Annotated in this window: 18 protein-coding genes, 3 rRNA genes and 3 pseudogenes; 22 read left to right on the top strand and 2 right to left on the bottom strand. The window is 56.0% G+C overall.

What is annotated here, in order from left to right; translation table 11 throughout:
• Nucleotides 1–223: 223 nt before the first annotated feature.
• The 5 genes from AV059_RS04035 (at nt 224) to AV059_RS04015 (ending at nt 7,730) form a co-directional block, all read left to right on the top strand.
• Nucleotides 224–1,111, top strand: a complete 888-nt coding sequence (locus AV059_RS04035) for a site-specific integrase (protein WP_058992314.1) — start codon at nt 224–226, stop codon at nt 1,109–1,111.
• A 466-nt stretch (nt 1,112–1,577) separates the two neighbouring features.
• Nucleotides 1,578–3,049: ribosomal RNA gene (locus tag AV059_RS04030) — 16S ribosomal RNA — on the top strand.
• A gap of 369 nt (nt 3,050–3,418) precedes the next feature.
• Nucleotides 3,419–6,349 (top strand): 23S ribosomal RNA (locus AV059_RS04025).
• A 134-nt stretch (nt 6,350–6,483) separates the two neighbouring features.
• Nucleotides 6,484–6,606 (top strand): 5S ribosomal RNA (rrf, locus tag AV059_RS04020).
• Together the 16S, 23S and 5S rRNA genes form the textbook arrangement of a ribosomal RNA operon.
• Nucleotides 6,607–6,776: 170 nt before the next feature.
• Nucleotides 6,777–7,730: a homing endonuclease associated repeat-containing protein gene (locus AV059_RS04015; RefSeq protein WP_058992525.1), complete on the top strand. Its 954-nt coding sequence runs from the start codon at nt 6,777–6,779 to the stop codon at nt 7,728–7,730.
• Between the two features lie 105 nt (nt 7,731–7,835).
• Here AV059_RS04015 and AV059_RS04010 read toward each other — a convergent pair.
• A pseudogene (locus AV059_RS04010) lies at nt 7,836–8,069 on the bottom strand (tyrosine-type recombinase/integrase); the annotation flags it as partial.
• A 719-nt stretch (nt 8,070–8,788) separates the two neighbouring features.
• On the opposite strand from AV059_RS04010, the gene AV059_RS21455 reads away from it, so the two are divergent.
• From AV059_RS21455 to AV059_RS03945, 15 genes and pseudogenes are all read left to right on the top strand, one after another.
• Complete coding sequence (locus tag AV059_RS21455; RefSeq protein WP_079990719.1) at nt 8,789–9,112, top strand: hypothetical protein; 324 nt, start codon at nt 8,789–8,791, stop codon at nt 9,110–9,112.
• 203 nt (nt 9,113–9,315) lie between these two features.
• A pseudogene (locus AV059_RS04005) lies at nt 9,316–10,199 on the top strand (IS1595 family transposase).
• 766 nt (nt 10,200–10,965) lie between these two features.
• Nucleotides 10,966–11,256, top strand: coding sequence for a hypothetical protein (locus tag AV059_RS04000; protein WP_058992552.1), 291 nt, complete (start codon nt 10,966–10,968; stop codon nt 11,254–11,256).
• Nucleotides 11,253–11,567, top strand: a complete 315-nt coding sequence (locus AV059_RS03995; protein WP_058992524.1) for a hypothetical protein — start codon at nt 11,253–11,255, stop codon at nt 11,565–11,567. Before AV059_RS04000 ends, AV059_RS03995 begins: the two co-directional genes overlap by 4 nt.
• On the top strand, nt 11,558–11,764 hold the full coding sequence (locus AV059_RS03990; RefSeq protein ID WP_058992522.1) for a hypothetical protein: 207 nt from the start codon (nt 11,558–11,560) through the stop codon (nt 11,762–11,764). The genes AV059_RS03995 and AV059_RS03990 overlap by 10 nt, the downstream gene beginning before the upstream one ends.
• Complete coding sequence (locus AV059_RS03985) at nt 11,761–11,991, top strand: hypothetical protein (protein WP_058992520.1); 231 nt, start codon at nt 11,761–11,763, stop codon at nt 11,989–11,991. Before AV059_RS03990 ends, AV059_RS03985 begins: the two co-directional genes overlap by 4 nt.
• Before the next feature lie 57 nt (nt 11,992–12,048).
• A complete protein-coding gene (locus AV059_RS03980) occupies nt 12,049–12,414 on the top strand; it encodes a hypothetical protein (protein ID WP_058992519.1) in 366 nt (121 codons plus the stop codon).
• A 233-nt stretch (nt 12,415–12,647) separates the two neighbouring features.
• Nucleotides 12,648–12,851 carry a hypothetical protein gene (locus AV059_RS03975; protein WP_058992517.1) on the top strand — a complete coding sequence of 68 codons (204 nt, stop codon included), beginning with the start codon at nt 12,648–12,650 and terminating at the stop codon, nt 12,849–12,851.
• Entirely contained in the window at nt 12,844–13,059 is a 216-nt protein-coding gene (locus AV059_RS03970) for a hypothetical protein (RefSeq protein WP_058992514.1), read from the top strand. The genes AV059_RS03975 and AV059_RS03970 overlap by 8 nt, the downstream gene beginning before the upstream one ends.
• Nucleotides 13,060–13,178: 119 nt before the next feature.
• Nucleotides 13,179–13,571, top strand: a complete 393-nt coding sequence (locus AV059_RS21885) for a hypothetical protein (RefSeq protein ID WP_154020996.1) — start codon at nt 13,179–13,181, stop codon at nt 13,569–13,571.
• 129 nt (nt 13,572–13,700) lie between these two features.
• On the top strand, nt 13,701–14,387 hold the full coding sequence (locus AV059_RS03965) for an SWIM zinc finger family protein (RefSeq protein WP_058992512.1): 687 nt from the start codon (nt 13,701–13,703) through the stop codon (nt 14,385–14,387).
• Between the two features lie 55 nt (nt 14,388–14,442).
• Nucleotides 14,443–15,342: a transcription initiation factor IIB family protein gene (locus AV059_RS03960; protein WP_058992510.1), complete on the top strand. Its 900-nt coding sequence runs from the start codon at nt 14,443–14,445 to the stop codon at nt 15,340–15,342.
• Between the two features lie 76 nt (nt 15,343–15,418).
• Nucleotides 15,419–15,805, top strand: a complete 387-nt coding sequence (locus AV059_RS03955) for a hypothetical protein (RefSeq protein WP_058992509.1) — start codon at nt 15,419–15,421, stop codon at nt 15,803–15,805.
• Between the two features lie 82 nt (nt 15,806–15,887).
• Nucleotides 15,888–16,184 carry a ribbon-helix-helix domain-containing protein gene (locus AV059_RS03950; RefSeq protein ID WP_058992507.1) on the top strand — a complete coding sequence of 99 codons (297 nt, stop codon included), beginning with the start codon at nt 15,888–15,890 and terminating at the stop codon, nt 16,182–16,184.
• The gene (locus tag AV059_RS03945; RefSeq protein WP_005532770.1) at nt 16,174–16,461 is read left to right on the top strand and encodes a type II toxin-antitoxin system RelE/ParE family toxin; all 288 of its coding nucleotides are present in this window, start codon (nt 16,174–16,176) and stop codon (nt 16,459–16,461) included. Before AV059_RS03950 ends, AV059_RS03945 begins: the two co-directional genes overlap by 11 nt.
• Here AV059_RS03945 and AV059_RS03940 read toward each other — a convergent pair.
• A complete protein-coding gene (locus AV059_RS03940; protein ID WP_058992551.1) occupies nt 16,440–16,829 on the bottom strand; it encodes a hypothetical protein in 390 nt (129 codons plus the stop codon). The two genes, AV059_RS03945 and AV059_RS03940, sit on opposite strands and share 22 nt — an antisense overlap.
• A 108-nt stretch (nt 16,830–16,937) precedes the next feature.
• On the opposite strand from AV059_RS03940, the gene AV059_RS03935 reads away from it, so the two are divergent.
• Nucleotides 16,938–17,378 (top strand): hypothetical protein, encoded by a 441-nt coding sequence (locus AV059_RS03935; RefSeq protein WP_058992504.1) that lies wholly within the window; start codon nt 16,938–16,940, stop codon nt 17,376–17,378.
• A 456-nt stretch (nt 17,379–17,834) separates the two neighbouring features.
• Nucleotides 17,835–18,658: pseudogene (locus AV059_RS03930) on the top strand (N-6 DNA methylase).
• The last annotated feature ends 13 nt before the right edge of the window (nt 18,659–18,671 follow it).

Below are 18,671 nucleotides of genomic sequence, written 5' to 3'. Positions count from 1 at the left end.
TCCGAGAGCATCACGGCCAAACATTCACCGAGTTCATCCACGACAATGTCAGTGGTGATGCGTTACAAATCGATATCCGGGGGTCAGAATCACCGCAGCGCCGCTTCGATATCGAACACGAGGCTACAGAAACAGCCGTCGACGCGTATTTCACCCGCCGGGAAGAGCATGAACTGCTGGCTGAATCAACGCTTGCGTCCCGCGCTTTCGGTTCCGAACGTGGGTGGAAACCTATCGAAACCACCACGGTACGGATGCACTCCTCGCACACGCGGACGATATCGACAAGAAAGCAGCTGAACGACGCCGAGCCCGTGAGGTACTTGACGACATCGCTGACACCCTTGGGAGCGATCAATCACGCCTCACGTTCGTTGCGGATGTTCGACCGGTCTACAGCTGGCTGACAGACGAAGGCTACCTCGCCTTCAACCTACTCGACGGCGTTGAATCCGAATACGGCTGGGAACGCCCAGACGCCGATAACCAATCGCTGCAGACGGCCGATGTCCAGCACCTCCTTGCGGCCGCGGACACGCCAGCTGAAACGCTCCTTGTCACTTCACTCCCAGGGTGGGGTCTACGTCCATCCGAAGTTGCCCAGTTGCACGTTTCACAATTTGTTCTCGAAGGAGATGACCCACATATCGTCTTCGAAGAGCGGAAGAATGGACCGGGCACTGTCGCTATTCACTACGGTGTGCACACAGTTACCGACCGTATCGACCAGCTGGCCGAGGCGGACGACTGGCAGGGGTATCTATTCCCTTCGCCGGCCAACTCAAACAAACACGTTCATTCCGACACGATTACCAACCGATCCAAACGACTCGCTGACCGCGCTGATGTGTCCGTCGACGGCCAACTGGCGACGCCTCGAACGGCACGACGGTTCTGGTACTCGACGTATTCCAGCGCCATGGTCGATATCCGCGCAGAAATGGACGAAATCGCTGACGAACAAGGCGCCCAATCCGGGACCGTCGTCTGGGAACAATACCTCTCTAAAACTGATCGACGCCGCCGCCGACGACAGGCAATGGCTGCGAAACTGACTGACGCTTTTGGGATCGAAAATAGCTCTGCCCTGTCCAAAACGACGATTGACTAACTGACTTTTGAACTGCTAGACAGAGGGCTTGAAGCGGATTTTTCAATATGTTGTGTCGGGCAGTGTTGACAGCCCTCGCCGTGCGTTGGGCCGTCTACGCAAATCGTCCACCTGACGACCGAGTCTATCGGTCTCGTGTGTGCCGTGTGTGGTCTGCACAGGACGCCTTCGAGACCGTTGATTTATATACTCCCCTCTCATCGGATGTAATGCGAAGGTCGCGCCGGGCAGCGTTCTCGGAACGACACCCCAACGCCACCTACACGGTGGGTTGGGTCACTCGCTTAGAACGCGAGGCCACCGAGGCTTCGTGTTCGTGTATGAGGATTCCACCCCTGCGGTCCGCCGTTAAGATGGAATCTGATGTGAGCCCACGGACCCATGCAGTAGTCAACATTGGCGTAGGAACCAATGTGTTTGCTTCCGACGGAGTGCAACCACTTCCGCCGCTGATGTATATCAGCACATTCCGGTTGATCCTGCCGGAGGCCATTGCTATCGGAGTCCGATTTAGCCATGCTAGTTGCACGAGTTTAGACTCGTAGCATATAGCTCAGTAACACGTGGCCAAACTACCCTACAGACCGCAATAACCTCGGGAAACTGAGGCCAATAGCGGATACAACTCTCATGCTGGAGTGCTGAGAGTTGGAAACGTTCCGGCGCTGTAGGATGTGGCTGCGGCCGATTAGGTAGATGGTGGGGTAACGGCCCACCATGCCGATAATCGGTACAGGTTGTGAGAGCAAGAGCCTGGAGACGGTATCTGAGACAAGATACCGGGCCCTACGGGGCGCAGCAGGCGCGAAACCTTTACACTGCACGACAGTGCGATAGGGGGACTCCGAGTGTGAGGGCATATAGCCCTCGCTTTTCTGTACCGTAAGGTGGTACAGGAACAAGGACTGGGCAAGACCGGTGCCAGCCGCCGCGGTAATACCGGCAGTCCAAGTGATGGCCGATATTATTGGGCCTAAAGCGTCCGTAGCTTGCTGTGTAAGTCCATTGGGAAATCGACCAGCTCAACTGGTCGGCGTCCGGTGGAAACTACACAGCTTGGGGCCGAGAGACTCAACGGGTACGTCCGGGGTAGGAGTGAAATCCTGTAATCCTGGACGGACCACCAATGGGGAAACCACGTTGAGAGACCGGACCCGACAGTGAGGGACGAAAGCCAGGGTCTCGAACCGGATTAGATACCCGGGTAGTCCTGGCTGTAAACAATGCTCGCTAGGTATGTCACGCGCCATGAGCACGTGATGTGCCGTAGTGAAGACGATAAGCGAGCCGCCTGGGAAGTACGTCCGCAAGGATGAAACTTAAAGGAATTGGCGGGGGAGCACCACAACCGGAGGAGCCTGCGGTTTAATTGGACTCAACGCCGGACATCTCACCGGTCCCGACAGTAGTAATGACAGTCAGGTTGACGACTTTACTCGACGCTACTGAGAGGAGGTGCATGGCCGCCGTCAGCTCGTACCGTGAGGCGTCCTGTTAAGTCAGGCAACGAGCGAGACCCACACTTCTAGTTGCCAGCAACACCCCTGCGGTGGTTGGGTACACTAGGAGGACTGCCATTGCTAAAATGGAGGAAGGAATGGGCAACGGTAGGTCAGTATGCCCCGAATGGACCGGGCAACACGCGGGCTACAATGGCTCTGACAGTGGGATGCAACGCCGAGAGGCGAAGCTAATCTCCAAACGGAGTCGTAGTTCGGATTGCGGGCTGAAACCCGCCCGCATGAAGCTGGATTCGGTAGTAATCGCGTGTCAGAAGCGCGCGGTGAATACGTCCCTGCTCCTTGCACACACCGCCCGTCAAAGCACCCGAGTGGGGTCCGGATGAGGCCGTCATGCGACGGTCGAATCTGGGCTCCGCAAGGGGGCTTAAGTCGTAACAAGGTAGCCGTAGAGGAATCTGCGGCTGGATCACCTCCTACTGACCGGGATCAGGCCTCTGGCCTGACCCACCTACATTGACTGGTGACCACAAGTCACCGCGAGTCGGCAAGCGCCGACTACTGCATGGGCCCGCTGGGCTCACAAGACCTATCCGAGGCGGATGTCCCCTCACCGGGATGTCGGGTGCAACTCCCGACGGGTCCGTACTTCGTATCGCGGACGAATCCGTCCCCTTAAGTGTGGGATGGCGTTCGAATGTGGTACGGCAACAGATGCACCAGGCCGGGTAAAACCGAGCCTGGGAAGGGTCGATTCGCCCACCATCTCCACCTTGGGGGCGAGTATGAAACCGTGTGTACGTGCGATCCAGGCGTCCACTGGACTCGTTCAGTTGAACGAGTCACAACGACGTTGGCTACTATGCCAGCTGGTGGATTGCTCGGCTCAGGCGCTGATGAAGGACGTGCCAAGCTGCGATAAGCCATGGGGAGCCGCACGGAGGCGAAGAACCATGGATTTCCGAATGAGAATCTCTCTAACAATTGCTTCGCGCAATGAGGAACCCCGAGAACTGAAACATCTCAGTATCGGGAGGAACAGAAAACGCAATGTGATGTCGTCAGTAACCGCGAGTGAACGCGATACAGCCCAAACCGAAGCCCTCACGGGCAATGTGGTGTCAGGGCTACCTCTCATCAGCCGACCGTCTCGACGAAGTCTCTTGGAACAGAGCGTGATACAGGGTGACAACCCCGTACTCGAGACCAGTACGCTGTGCGGTAGTGCCAGAGTAGCGGGGGTTGGATATCCCTCGCGAATAACGCAGGCATCGACTGCGAAGGCTAAACACAACCTGAGACCGATAGTGAACAAGTAGTGTGAACGAACGCTGCAAAGTACCCTCAGAAGGGAGGCGAAATAGAGCATGAAATCAGTTGGCGATCGAGCGACAGGGCATACAAGGTCCCATGACGAATGACCGAGACGCGAGTCTCCAGTAAGACTCACGGGAAGCCGATGTTCTGTCGTACGTTTTGAAAAACGAGCCAGGGAGTGTGTCTGTATGGCAAGTCTAACCGGAGCATCCGGGGAGGCACAGGGAAACCGACATGGCCGCAGGGCTTTGCCCGAGGGCCGCCGTCTTCAAGGGCGGGGAGCCACACGGACACGACCCGAATCCGGACGATCTACGCATGGACAAGATGAAGCGTGCCGAAAGGCACGTGGAAGTCTGTTAGAGTTGGTGTCCTACAATACCCTCTCGTGATCTATGTGTAGGGGTGAAAGGCCCATCGAGTCCGGCAACAGCTGGTTCCAATCGAAACATGTCGAAGCATGACCTCCGCCGAGGTAGTCTGTGGGGTAGAGCGACCGATTGGTGTGTCCGCCTCCGAGAGGAGTCGGCACACCTGTCAAACTCCAAACCTACAGACGCCGTTTGACGCGGGGATTCCGGTGCGCGGGGTAAGCCTGTGTACCAGGAGGGGAACAACCCAGAGATAGGTTAAGGTCCCCAAGTGTGGATTAAGTGTAATCCTCTGAAGGTGGTCTCGAGCCCTAGACAGCCGGGAGGTGAGCTTAGAAGCAGCTACCCTCTAAGAAAAGCGTAACAGCTTACCGGCCGAGGTTTGAGGCGCCCAAAATGATCGGGACTCAAATCCACCACCGAGACCTGTCCGTACCACTCATACTGGTAATCGAGTAGATTGGCGCTCTAATTGGATGGAAGCGGGGGCGAGAGCTCCTGTGGACCGATTAGTGACGAAAATCCTGGCCATAGTAGCAGCGATAGTCGGGTGAGAACCCCGACGGCCTAATGGATAAGGGTTCCTCAGCACTGCTGATCAGCTGAGGGTTAGCCGGTCCTAAGTCTCACCGCAACTCGACTGAGACGAAATGGGAAACGGGTTAATATTCCCGTGCCACTATGCAGTGAAAGTTGACGCCCTGGGGTCGATCACGCCGGGCACTCGCCCGGTCGAACCGTCCAACTCCGTGGAAGCCGTAATGGCACGAAGCGGACGAACGGCGGTATAGGGAAACGTGATTCAACCTGGGGCCCATGAAAAGACGAGCATAGTGTCCGTACCGAGAACCGACACAGGTGTCCATGGCGGCGAAAGCCAAGGCCTGTCGGGAGCAACCAACGTTAGGGAATTCGGCAAGTTAGTCCCGTACCTTCGGAAGAAGGGATGCCTGCTCCGGAACGGAGCAGGTCGCAGTGACTCGGAAGCTCGGACTGTCTAGTAACAACATAGGTGACCGCAAATCCGCAAGGACTCGTACGGTCACTGAATCCTGCCCAGTGCAGGTATCTGAACACCTCGTACAAGAGGACGAAGGACCTGTCAACGGCGGGGGTAACTATGACCCTCTTAAGGTAGCGTAGTACCTTGCCGCATCAGTAGCGGCTTGCATGAATGGATTAACCAGAGCTTCACTGTCCCAACGTTGGGCCCGGTGAACTGTACATTCCAGTGCGGAGTCTGGAGACACCCAGGGGGAAGCGAAGACCCTATGGAGCTTTACTGCAGGCTGTCGCTGAGACGTGGTCGCCGATGTGCAGCATAGGTAGGAGACATTACACAGGTACCCGCGCTAGCGGGCCACCGAGTCAACAGTGAAATACTACCCGTCGGTGACTGCGACTCTCACTCCGGGAGGAGGACACCGATAGCCGGGCAGTTTGACTGGGGCGGTACGCGCTCGAAAAGATATCGAGCGCGCCCTATGGCTATCTCAGCCGGGACAGAGACCCGGCGAAGAGTGCAAGAGCAAAAGATAGCTTGACAGTGTTCTTCCCAACGAGGAACGCTGACGCGAAAGCGTGGTCTAGCGAACCAATTAGCCTGCTTGATGCGGGCAATTGATGACAGAAAAGCTACCCTAGGGATAACAGAGTCGTCACTCGCAAGAGCACATATCGACCGAGTGGCTTGCTACCTCGATGTCGGTTCCCTCCATCCTGCCCGTGCAGAAGCGGGCAAGGGTGAGGTTGTTCGCCTATTAAAGGAGGTCGTGAGCTGGGTTTAGACCGTCGTGAGACAGGTCGGCTGCTATCTACTGGGTGTGTTATGGTGTCTGACAAGAACGACCGTATAGTACGAGAGGAACTACGGTTGGTGGCCACTGGTGTACCGGTTGTTCGAGAGAGCACGTGCCGGGTAGCCACGCCACACGGGGTAAGAGCTGAACGCATCTAAGCTCGAAACCCACTTGGAAAAGAGACACCGCTGAGGTCCCGCGTATAAGACGCGGTCGATAGACTCGGGGTGTGCGCGTCGAGGTAACGAGACGTTAAGCCCACGAGCACTAATAGACCAAAGCCATCATTCATACGCACTGTGACTCATTCACCGACGAATTATCTCGTCGCTGAACGAGTCCAGGCGCAAACTGGATCGCACGTAATCACACGGTGGAGATCGATCGAGACTGGTACTATCGCGGTTCGATTCCGCGACTCGACGTTAGGCGGCCACAGCGGTGGGGTTGCCTCCCGTACCCATCCCGAACACGGAAGATAAGCCCACCAGCGTTCCGGGGAGTACTGGAGTGCGCGAGCCTCTGGGAAATCTGGTTCGCCGCCACCATTCATACCTTTCAGCCCACTCAGGAGAATCGTCTCTCCCGAGTGGGCTTTCCGTATTTATAAGCAACTAAGCGGCTCAATAATGAGTCGTCGACAGCGCCACTTGCGGCGGGCTTCTCGGCTGGCGACTTCACATTAACTTTGTATGGTTAAATTATTTGTATTATATATATGTCTGATGACCATACCAGATCAATCGACAATATGCTGTCTGAGACGCTCCCTGATAATCCTGAAGAAGTTTCGGAAGAGACACCTGCCGAGCAGAAGGAGAAAATGATTACACTATTAAAAAATGCGAAAGAAGATCTAGGGCGGTCACCGTCGCTACGCCAATTCAATTCGCTAGACCTCGAAGTGTCCGGGTATGTTATAGAGAGTGCCTTTGGCACATGGAATGAGGCTAAGCGCGAAGCGGGGTTAGAGGTATATGAACGGGGTGAGGGGAAACACGCCATAACCGAGATCAACGAACAGTATTTCAGTAAATTAGACTCATCGGACAAAGCGTACTGGCTGGGAACGCTTATTGCATACTCATCAATCCAGCGTGGTGAGGGACAGGTTACCTTCCATGTGTCTCGGCCCGTAAGCAAGGAACACTTCGTTAGAGGGTTCTCCAAAGCTATTGAAAGCAAATACTCAATTCGACGCCTCAGCCCTGCACCCGATCAGGAACAAGAGAGAGTCGAGACAATCATTTCAAATCGCACATTTATTAATAATCTCCTCTCTGCTGGATATCCAGACCCAGAGGAGCAAGAGACTGAAATTCCAGCGTTGGATACCAGTCTTCGTGCGCCGTTTGTACGAGGATACCTAGAGTCAGGTGGGTACTTTACTGCTGGTAGTGGATGGGGTATCCCTGTTGACTGTGAGGAAGGTGCTGAGAGACTGCAAGAGTGGTTTGAATCGTTCGGGGCGAAGCGCCCTACTATCGGGCAATCATATGGCAATCCTTGTGCAAGGGTTGCTAATATATTTGATATTAAATCAGTATTTGAAGAGTGCTGGCCTCAAGGAGTTTCTACAGAACCATCTTACACCCCGTATCCAAAGAAGATTCTCAAGCACTTGGAATCGGAGTACCCATATCCAGAAAATGTTGACTACTTGTCTGATTAAGTGAGAAGGAATTGTATCGTCTGACGATTTTGAGACGCAACGAGACAAAAGAGACGCGCACACCATTGCGCAATAGTGTCACGCTCAACTGATGCTTGGTCGGTCTCAGATTTCGACAGCACCGAAGGCGTCGTCGATAACGTTCTCGCTGGGCGCGTTCAGGTACGGTTCAATTGCGGCGAAACTATCCCACCCGCCGACGGCCATCACAACACGTGGGTTCATTTGCTCGTCGACGAGCAGCCGCTGGGCGAATCGACGGCGAAGGTCGTGAGTACTCACTTTCTCGAAGTCGTCGTCACCGGTCGCTTCCGCAGCTCGGGCAGCGGTGCGACGGAGTTCGGTCACTGGGTGGAGTGCGTCGAGGAACTCACAGCGCCAGGGAAAACGGGGACTGGAGCATGTGACGTCCCATCCCCCCAAGATTGGCGCATTTTGTGGCTTGCCGCTCCGTAGAAATAAGCCCGCTAACGGTTCATACCGACGAAAATGGACGACGTGGCCCGCCCGGTCCTGAGTGAGAGAAATGGGAGCGGCGTCCGACCCGTGTCGCCTCGTTCGACATCGCGTGGGGTGGGTCGGCCCAGCGTCTCATTGATCCCGTAGAACGTCCGTCATCGGCGAATCCACTGGGCATATGTAACTCAATATCGGAGGACATGATGGACCGGATACTCTCGGTGTCACCGCTGGCAGACGATTCATACAGTCCCCGTACTATCCTTTCGTTTGTCTGCTCCGTCTCTCTCGATATGTGAACCTCTCGAGTCATAGGATAGCTGCGGCATTAACCGTGGACCTGCACCGAGAGTGTCAGCCGTGCCATCCGAACCGATTAGATCGATGACCGATTCGCGCTGTGTATCTTGCACGACGTTAGATAAACAAGTTGAATTTGTCATTTTGATCACCGGGGATACACTCGCACATTCAACGCTAAAGTTCAACTCTACAAAACTATCTAACTTCCTGACGGCCGGTATAACCGCCCCGAGTTGCGGTATGTTCCAGTCACCTAGATAGACACATTTTTGATGACCGATTCTAAACATCGTGATATGGCAGTTCATAACAACCAAGGTGAAAGTGGGGGTTCCGCCACGTTACCTGATGTGGTGCCATTTAATCTGTCTCATCTCACCCGACAGAGTTGGGAGCTAGGCAAATCCACTGTTCAGGATGAGAAAACGGGGGTTCTCAGCAGATGGGCTCATCAGCATGAGCAGTGGCGATTGTCGGCTTTCGAGGTTACAAGTGAAACTGCGATTATCTGCATCCAGACTCCTGTTGGCCGAGAACGATTTTATGGAGCGATTCAGTTGGAGCTCCAATCCGCTATTCAAAAACTCGAAGCGAATCCATCTTGGCAGCAAGTTGCGTGAGCGCACTTACCGTAATCTCTTATTTGTGCTGTCTTTGGATACAAGACGGTTCTAACAGCGAAGTCGGAAAATAGCTCAAGGAATCATCGGACATGCTGTGATGAACACATACTCGCTCTTGCGTAGGAGATTGTTGATACTGCTGAGCGGGAGCTGTGGAGTCGAAGAGGACAAGGGCACCGCGTCAGCGGTGCCCGACACGAATGATTCCGCTAGATGTGTTTGGCTCGGAATCGGTCGCAGCGGACCTGTTAGAGCAGGTTCGCTGGCGTGACGGTGTTACCTGTCCTCGCTGCCGTTCTGACCGCACGGTCAGAAACGGCAGCTACAGAGAGTTTCAACGGTATTTCTGTAAGAATTGCGACCGCACGTTCAACGACAAGACTGGCACAATCTTCGCTCACTCGAAGATTGCGCTCCGACGGTGGCTGTTCTCAATTTACGCGTTCCTCTGGTTTAACACGAGTCTCCGCCAACTACGGTGCGAAATCGAGGTGACACACAAAACGATGCACCGGCGCATCGAGCGCTCTGGCGAAGCGCTCGATGCGCCTTCTCTCAGTCTTGTCGGACCCGTCGAAATCGACGAAGCGTACGTCAACGCCGGGAAGAAAGGCCGCGAGCGCGACCGAGAGTCGCGCTCGCGTGGCCTGTCCACGCGTGGGCGTGGTACGTACAACGGCGATAAGCCACCCATTTTCATCATCGCTGATCGCGCCACCGGAGACCGGTACGTGATCCCGTCGAAAGCCGCAGACGAATCGACGATTCGACTCCTGCTGGCCGACCGCCAGCAGGAGTCGCTCACTGTCTATACCGACGGCTTTCGAGCGTACGACCCGCTCGAAGCGGACGACGCATTCGACCGTGAATACGTCGTCCACGGTGATGGCGAATACGCCGATGACGAGGTACACGTCAACACCTGCGAGAGCCACGCGTCGCTGACGCGACGGTGGCTCTCGCCCCATCGAGGAATTTCTAAGGACAAGCTGACACAGTATCTCAGAGTGTTCCAACTACGTCGAGAGCTGTATCGAAAACGGGAAAAGATGCTCTCAAACACGCTATCCGGGCAACGCTCTGAAATCAACAATGTGCTACACATGAGCGTTGGTCCCAAATTCACAAACGTCCGATCCATATGCTCTGGAAGTTTCACATTGGTATTCTCGCTGTTGCTAAACCGCTCAACCACACCAACGTACTTTTGCCCCTCTACAAGACTCGTAGCCTCAGTTACCTTCTATGCAGACGTGTGTTTCTCACGACTTTTTCACTACTCTTCATATCTGGAATCTGAGAGCCAGATATCCACACAACTGGTTCTGACTCTTGCTTAGACAGCCAGTCTTAATCAACCATCGAACTCATCGTATCCCGGATAATGTGGCTGCTAACAGGCTCAGAAACGTCTCTCTGAATCTGATTCAGAGAGAGAGAGCGATTCATCCGCTAAGGCTTTTTGTAAAGCCTTGTTCCAAATCCTGTCTCTCCGGGTATGGTTTGACATATCAGGTAATGATTTTCTAGACTAATGAAAATAGCTTTTAACCGAACTGTCATGTATAGATATTGTTCCAGCACCCGTCTCTGACAGTTCACAATTAGATGATGTGGCGTATATACTGCTCTCCATTACCGGATTCTTCGCTAGCTTGGGGATCCTTGATTTGCGTAGTAAGAGAGCCTTTGCGTTTATATCAACTATTCTCGGTACTACCGCTATCGCCTTCATAGGATATGTACTAGGCACTCATGAATGGGTCTGACTCTCACCGCTCTTTTTTATACATGGCTGCCGCGCGCTCCTATTTTGTGTTCCTCTAGCGGGTGAGAGGATGTCTCAGAATATGTCCCGCAGTCGTTCGGAAGCCCCGTCTCAGCCAACCACTCCGAAGTTCGTCGAGTCCATCGCGACAACCGTTCAAGCGCAGTCCGGGAGCGCCGATCTTGAAGCAGTCGTCCTCCGTGCGGTGGCCCAGCAGTCGGACAGCATTGCCCTGCCGGATGTACTCGAACTTCGCTCGCTTCTAGACGTCGACAGCGAGCAGGCAGACACGCTAGAGTCTCGAATTGTGAGCACCATCAACGCCATCGAAACTGAACTTGCTGGCTGGGACCGCCGGGAGGTCCTTGCATGAACTCAGCAGGAACAGCCACACTGGGTGACTTCGGCGCTGGTGGCCCGCGCTCGGATGCGTTAATTGACAAGCAAAGCGCGGCACAAGAGGCCGCCGTCGGTGAATGGGAATTTCTCGCTGTCGGCAACGACACGATCGGCTGGCACATTCCCGACACCGGGGCCACAGTCCTGCTCAAGCGAAGCGACACTGGCTGGACGCTCGAACGGGCGACCAAACTGGTCGGGACGCGAAGCACACTCGATGCTGGGCTGGAGCTTGCCAGCTCGTACATGGCAGAGCGCCCGGAGGGGGCCTCGGCATGGCGATGATCGAGCGCGAGCAGTGGCGTCGTGAGGAACGCCAGCGTGTTGGGGTAGCACTGGCACGCGCCCGGTTCTGGCAGTCAGTCGTTCCACACAAGGTCGGCTTCTGGGAGGCAGTCGACGAGACGCTTCTAGCTCACTACCCGGACTGTCGGTACAAGCGAAGGACGACACTTGATGACTTCCGGGAGGGAGACACATGAGCGACCCAATTCTCGACAAACTCCCCCCAGAGCGGTTGCTGGACGCCGACCACCTACAGCCAATCGTCGCCGGCATCAACTGTATGCACTCTATCGAGACGATCCAGCAGTATCTCGCCTACGAGAACCAGCACGAGAGCCGGACCCCAGTCCAGTCTCGCCTTCGACTGCGGGCACGCGAAGTCCGTCGCGATGAATCGGATGCCGATGAGAAAGCCGTCGCGTAATTTCTGTGCCCCAACGGGGTGAGGGGCGTCCCACTGAGGGCGCTCCGCCTACCGATTATGAGTAAGAACAAGACAGACGAGACGGCTGCACAGCAATGCGACAGCCTCGACATCGACCCCGAGGCCGTGGATATCGGCGATGGACTGAAAACGGCTGAGGGCACGTCTGCACTCGCCGTGGTCGGTGTTGACGCTGAGAAGGAGCAGGTGAAGGTGTACTCACCGTCCAGCGAGCAGACGGTCAATCGCTGGGTCAGTATGGACCTGTTCAGCGTCCACTCTCCGAACGAGGACATCCAAACCGACGCCGACCGTGAAGAGTGGTTGAACGAGACGCTCCCGAAGAAGTCCCGGCATATCGACGGCAACGTGTACCCACTCAGGTACACCATCGACGAAAACGGGAACGTCATCGCGACTTAATCGAGGAATCGTACCAGCCTCTCTTTCGCTTTCTCTCACGCTCACGGTTCCCGAGCGCAAGCGCTCGGGGAACACGCTCCACCTTGGACCGGCAGGCCGGTCCGGCGGTCCCGCTTCTAGAGGCAGGCAAGGCCCGTCGCGATGAACCGGCATCCGAAGAGCGCGTCATCGGGTGATTTCTGTGCCCCAGTGGGGTGAGGGGCGTCCCACTGAGGGCGCTCTACATACCGATTATGAGTAAGAACGAGACAGACAAGGCGACTGCACAGCAATACGACAGTTATCCCGACCCCGACGCCATCGTTCACTTTGGCGATGCCTCGGAGGCACTGGTCGAGTTGGTCGAGGAAACGCTGGAGACTTTGGAGAGCCTGTCAACCTCCCGCGATACATTGCCCGAAACAACGCTACTCGTCGAGGAGGTCGACAATGAGTGACGACCACCTGTTCATCATTGTTGAGGGTATCGGGCCAGCTGACTTCCCCGAAAACGAGGCGAGTTCCTCCAAGCAAGACGAGGCTGTTGCCCTCGCGAACGATATCCATGATCTGATTCGTGAGGAGTATGGCAAGGAAGAGATTGAGGGCGTCATCCCGGTGGTCAATCCTGACGCCCACGAACAGATGCAGGCGACCGAGCTCTAACTGGACGGTGAGAAGGCAGGTTCTTTAGCCGTGGTGCTGGCTGTAACGTCTGCTCAGTAAGCGTGCGTACCTACAAACCGGTGAGAAGGCTTTTCCAGATTCCAACTGGAATTTTGTGCGTGAAACGACGTGCCCTCCTCTCCACCGCTCTTGGGTGCAGTCTCACAATAACTGGTTGCCTCGGCCTTGACGGAGAGCGGAGTGGAGAAGGAACGACCGTCGAAATCATCCCGAGGAACCACACTGATCAACAGGTCTCGCTTTCTGTAGCCGTCTACGCGAGAGATGGCTCCCTGTTACTCGATCACTCGTACTCGTTGTCAGCGGGGCACGGTGACGAATCACAGGGTGTCGAAAATCGCGTTGACCATCTCGTTGTCTCACGAGATGGTAGAGACGAGATAAGACACGAATACGAACCTGCCGGGGATGACCTTCTCTGTTCGCACGACGGGGAAGACGTTCAAATCTTAGTTGAACCAGAAGACATCAGATTCGCGTACTCGTGTTAACTCTCTCCTCCGTACTGCCCACTCCTGCCCGAGAATAGATTCACCCCCTCACAACGACTCTAATCCTCGAATTTTCTGCGCCCCTGTGGGGTGAGGGGCGTCCTAGAGAGGGCGTGCCGCCTGTCATTCATGGCTACCACAGAATCCAGTAGCGACGCCGGCAGCATCGACGAGAGTGAGATTGCAGAGGCCAGCCCGAACAGCCGCACTGTTTCGGCGTTGACCCAAGTGATGACTGTGATGGACTCGGTTGGTCGGGCACGAAACGCCGACGACCTCTTCCTGGTCAACTCCGGGTCTGGTTCAGAGTACCTTGTCGACACTCGAACGGAGAGTTGTGAGTGCCCGTGGAAGCAGTACAATCCCGGAAAAGAGTGCAAGCACGAGAAGCGAGTCGCCTTCGCGACCGGCGAGCGACCCATCCCACAATGGGTCGACGATGACGCTCTCGACGACCAGTTCGGTATGCACGTCGACGGCGAACCTCGAAAAGCGGTCGCTGACGGCGGAGTCATGCAGGTTCGGTTCGACGACGGCGGCGTCACAGACCCCACGGAGGACCCATTGGCCGTCACCTCCGAGGATGAACCGCGTACGAAGCGAGCGAAACGGGAAGACATCGACGTCTCCTTTCTCGCAAAGCCCGGTCGCTACGAGGTCCACTCGGCGTCAGAGAGCCGGTACGAGGTTGACGTGCTTGAGGAGACATGCAGTTGTCCCGATACCGCCGAGCGATGCAAGCACCGTCGCCGGGTCGAGATCGAGATCGAAGCCAAGCGAGTCCCGCGCCCGGATGGGAAACTGCCCGACGCCTGACCGGGCGCCGCAGCGTGTTTTCTGAGCCTCCAGTCGGGTGAGAGGGATCTTCTCAATGTCTTCACAAACTGTCCAGACAGAGCTGTTTGCAGCTGCACAGGGCTGTCCCGAGTGCGACGGCACGCTCGATAGCAGCGGGCGGGAAACGCACTGCGAGAACTGTGGCTGGGTGACCGAACAAGACCAGATCGACCACGGGCCGGAGTGGCGAACGTACAATCGGGAGGAACAGAAGCGGACGGGTGCCCCCCGGACGGCCACTCGCCACGACCGAGGCCTGTCGACGAACATTGGGAGCGTCGATAGTGCAGACATCCCTTCGAGACGGCGTCGACGGCTTGCTCGCCAGCGGCGGCTCCACGGTCGGTCGAAGTACACCAGCAAGCGCGACCGGAACCTTGCTCACGGGCTCGGTGAAGTCCGACGCATCGCGAGTGCGTTGTCTGAAAGTCGGTCGGTGAAAGAGCAGGCATCCACGTTCTTCCGGGAGGCGCAGGACGAGGACCTGCTAGTCGGCCGGTCGATTGAAGGCGGTGCAGCGGCCGCTGTGTACGCTGCCTGCCGATGCAACGGGCTCGTGACGATGGATACAGTAGCTGACGTTGCTCGGTGTTCCGACTCACGTATATGGAACTGCTACCGGACGTTCCTCGTGGAACTCGAACTCTCGATTCCGGTATCGCTCCCGGTGGACTGGGTGGCACGGATTTGCTCGGATCTCCCGCTTGACGTTGCGCCGGAGGTTCGCCAGCGGGCACTCGAACTGGCAGAGCGGGCAACCGAGTCCGCTGAGGTCAACGGGCGACCGGATGGCGTTGCAGCCGGCGCTCTGGACCTCGCTAGCCGGGAGTCAGATATACGACTCACACAGGCGACGATCGGCGAGGCGATGGATCTGAACCCGTCGACAGTCCGTCAGTGGTTCCAGCAGATCGAGGAGCACATCGTTGGTTGAGACATCGCGACGGCCTGTTTTGCGTGCCCCGATGGGGTGCAGGGCAAGCCAGAAAGCGCGTCCTGCGAGAGAACGTATGTCTGTAACTGATACTCCCGAATCGGCGGCACAGCACGACTCCGAGACTGCTCTTGGGTCGGTCCCAGCGCTGCGGTCGCCAACGAAGGTCGTATCGTTTGTCGAACGAGTTCTCGTCGACCTTCACCACGAAGCGCTGGCTGCTCGGTATGTGACCGACCTAGGGCAGGAAGGGGAGAAGACAATCTGGTGTCGGGTCGAGCACACGCAACTGGACGTCGACGCGGAGTATGTTCAGATTCGAGACGATCCACGATTGGGTGTTGGCGTCGAACCGTGTTCGCGAGCGACGGTTCGGAAGCGACTGTGCCAGTGTCTTGACCACGACCGGACTGGACGTGTTGATGTCCGGCCACTGACTGATGTCACGGTGAGCAACGACTGATGACGATACACTATTCGGCAGAGTACTCATGCTCCCGACAATAGGTGAAGAATTATACTACACCAGCGTATAGCATCTGTATATGTCTGATGCAGATAGCGATACTGGAAACGGTGGTCCAGAGATGGTACAAATAAACCTCCGATTGAGCAAATCCTTTCTTGAGGATATCGATGCGACGTGGCAAGAAGAGGGGTTCAACTCACGGAGCGAGTTCCTTCGCCACGTCGCTCGGGATGCAGTGAAACATCCCGCATTTAGTCGGAGTGGGTGGAAACAGATCGCCGCGAGCGAGCACGATCTCCGCGTGGGTGATGCTGAACTGGTTTCGCGTGAGGAAGTCCGTGCGATGATGGATCCAGACGGTAATGACGAGTGACGAGGAGTGGACGTGGAAGTTCACTGAGCGTGCTACTGGGCAATTCAGTGATCTTGATACGCACGTTCAGGACCGAATCGTTTCAAAACTCGATGAGGTTGTTGACTCAACGTGGCGGGAGCCAAAGGATTTCCTAGAGCCGCTGACTGGCGGGCCGTTCTGGAAGCTTCGGGTTGGTACGTACCGTCTTGCGTGTGTACTCGCACACGATGCCTCGGTTCTTGAAGTCCACAGAATCGAACACCGGAGTGGTGCTTACACAGCAGACGACGACTGACTATCGTTTGTTCGTTCTGGAAGGCCGAGATCGCCGAGGGCAGCGTACTGGCGAAGAACACAGAGATGCGGGCAGACGGTCGTCGCCTGGAAGACCTCGCAGCTGCACCAGCCAGCGTGGGTCCCGTTGGGATGCTCGGCCAGCGAGCAGTTTACCGGACAGTCGTCGTCGACGAAGACAAGGAACAGGTCCGGACGACCGCCCTCCGTTACATCGACATCGGCATCGAGCGCAGCGTTCCACGTCGCTGACCGGTCGTCACGAATCTGCCGGAAATCAAGATCGCGGGTCCCACTGGGTTGGCGGGATATCCACTGGTCTGGGGGCGAACACTCGCTAGTCGTGGCGGGGGACTCGGCTGTTTTCATCATGAGTCCTCGTACTAACCATTAAATTCTCAAACAGCAAAAAAAAGTTGTCTTAGAGGCAATAAGAAGCGAATTTTGTGTTTCTCTAGTGGCTGAGAGAATACAATAATGAGCAGTAAATACCGACGTGGTAATCGCGGTCAGAAAAAGCTAAAATGGCGCTGGAAAGACGAGTCTGACAACCGGTCGCTGCCCCAATCGTGGGCCGACAAGGGCCGCACAGAACCTCCCGAAGAAGACGAGGTGCAGCTGTACGCGATCCAGTGCCGGGCAGGGCTCCGGCTTGAGTGGTTGGTCAATACACGAACCGGGAAGTTACTTAGAGGGCCGCTGAGCGAGAAGCCGGGGCTTCGCGTACTGTACGTCACCGCTGACGGTGAACACGCGCTTATGAGAGAGTTGGATGCCCGGGAAACAGACGACAGTTGGAAGCCGCCCAGGCAGTTCGCCAGTGTCATCGCGAAGGACAGAGAAGAGGTCGATCCGGTTCCGGACTCCAGTCAAGACTGCTATCGACGCTTGGTCGAAGACCTGTACGGCCTACTGTAACTACTGTAGAAGGGTTTCTTTGCTTGTGAGCGCGGTTGAAACGACTATTCAGTGAGCGTGCAAATCGACCAGACTTATATGGAACAGTTGAGATTATCTTGGTACTGTGAAGCATCTCTATCGTCGTGTAGATGCGCGGATACGGACTCTCTCGCGCGGAGCATTCGCAGTTCTGACAGGTATTCTAACTGGCATTGCTTTCCTTGCATTCTCCCTGTTACTGGGCAATTGGATACCTATTCAGGCGGTGTCGATATCTGTCACAATAGCTGTGGTCTATTACATACTTGACCCAAATAGCCAAGTCGAGTAAGAGTCGTCACCGAGTTGTTGAGAGAACTTCCCCTTAGACAAAACAGTAGGTAGTTTGCCGTACTGATCAGACCGACGAGTAGAACTCCTGAGCGACGCCAACCGGCAGGCCAGATTTTGTGACTCTCTGGTGGCTGAGAGAGTATGGCTTCGCCACAGATCGACGTCGACGAGATTGTTGAAACGCTTGAGCAGATCCACCAGCGAGGACACAGCGCCCACACCGTTTTCCGAGACTGGGTCAACCTCATGCTGTTCGCACTGCAGCGCCGAGACGACCCATATCTGGATATCGTGGATGACTACCGCGAGCGCGGCAACATGGACCATCCCGACGGGCAACGGTCAGTCGACCTCTTCTCGAAAGCGTTCGGCCAGCTGCAAGAGCGAATGGCAGCCACCGATGCTGACGTTCTGGGCGCTGTCTACGAGGAGTATGGCATGTCAAGCGATGCCTTCGGCCAGCACTTCACCCCACACACCGTCTGCGAGATGACGCTGAAATCGCCGGCGTTGTAGATGAAGGTGATACCGATGCCCGGCAGACAGTTCTCGATCCGGCTTGTGGGAGCGGTCGGATGCTATTGGTCGCCGGTCGAAAGCAGCCAGACGCGCTACTTTTCGGGCAGGACAAGGACCCGCTGTGTGCCCGGATGACAGCACTGAATTGCTGTTTCCTGAATCTGGACGCCTATATCATTCAGGGCGACTCGCTGACCGTTGAGTTTCAACGAGCGTGGCAGACCTCGTACTCTGCGTTGGGCGGCAGCGTTCGCGAGCTAGACGACGAGGAAGTCTCTGAACTTCGTGAGTGGGTGACCGACGCCTTCGAGAATACGGTTGAGGACAGCAACGACCCTAATCCAGAGCAACAGAGAGCTGCGAGCACGGAGGATCGAACAGCTCCAGTTGCAACATCCGTCCCGAGCGAGCAGGCCAGTCTGGATGCGTTCGAGAGCAGCGATTGACGACTGTTTTGTG

It is taken from the genome of Haloarcula sp. CBA1127 (assembly GCF_001485575.1).
GTDB lineage: Archaea > Halobacteriota > Halobacteria > Halobacteriales > Haloarculaceae > Haloarcula.
The sequence above is the reverse complement of the archived record's forward strand: the minus strand, read 5'-3'. Positions and strand labels throughout refer to the sequence as shown.

Coding starts and splice junctions, on each gene's coding strand:
- AV059_RS04015 (WP_058992525.1), top strand. CDS start 6,777: ATGTCTGATGACCATACCAGATCAATCGACAATATGCTGTCTGAGACG.
- AV059_RS21455 (WP_079990719.1), top strand. CDS start 8,789: ATGGCAGTTCATAACAACCAAGGTGAAAGTGGGGGTTCCGCCACGTTA.
- AV059_RS04000 (WP_058992552.1), top strand. CDS start 10,966: ATGTCCCGCAGTCGTTCGGAAGCCCCGTCTCAGCCAACCACTCCGAAG.
- AV059_RS03995 (WP_058992524.1), top strand. CDS start 11,253: ATGAACTCAGCAGGAACAGCCACACTGGGTGACTTCGGCGCTGGTGGC.
- AV059_RS03990 (WP_058992522.1), top strand. CDS start 11,558: ATGGCGATGATCGAGCGCGAGCAGTGGCGTCGTGAGGAACGCCAGCGT.
- AV059_RS03985 (WP_058992520.1), top strand. CDS start 11,761: ATGAGCGACCCAATTCTCGACAAACTCCCCCCAGAGCGGTTGCTGGAC.
- AV059_RS03980 (WP_058992519.1), top strand. CDS start 12,049: ATGAGTAAGAACAAGACAGACGAGACGGCTGCACAGCAATGCGACAGC.
- AV059_RS03975 (WP_058992517.1), top strand. CDS start 12,648: ATGAGTAAGAACGAGACAGACAAGGCGACTGCACAGCAATACGACAGT.
- AV059_RS03970 (WP_058992514.1), top strand. CDS start 12,844: ATGAGTGACGACCACCTGTTCATCATTGTTGAGGGTATCGGGCCAGCT.
- AV059_RS03965 (WP_058992512.1), top strand. CDS start 13,701: ATGGCTACCACAGAATCCAGTAGCGACGCCGGCAGCATCGACGAGAGT.
- AV059_RS03960 (WP_058992510.1), top strand. CDS start 14,443: ATGTCTTCACAAACTGTCCAGACAGAGCTGTTTGCAGCTGCACAGGGC.
- AV059_RS03955 (WP_058992509.1), top strand. CDS start 15,419: ATGTCTGTAACTGATACTCCCGAATCGGCGGCACAGCACGACTCCGAG.
- AV059_RS03950 (WP_058992507.1), top strand. CDS start 15,888: ATGTCTGATGCAGATAGCGATACTGGAAACGGTGGTCCAGAGATGGTA.
- AV059_RS03945 (WP_005532770.1), top strand. CDS start 16,174: ATGACGAGTGACGAGGAGTGGACGTGGAAGTTCACTGAGCGTGCTACT.
- AV059_RS03940 (WP_058992551.1), bottom strand. CDS start 16,829: ATGAAAACAGCCGAGTCCCCCGCCACGACTAGCGAGTGTTCGCCCCCA.
- AV059_RS03935 (WP_058992504.1), top strand. CDS start 16,938: ATGAGCAGTAAATACCGACGTGGTAATCGCGGTCAGAAAAAGCTAAAA.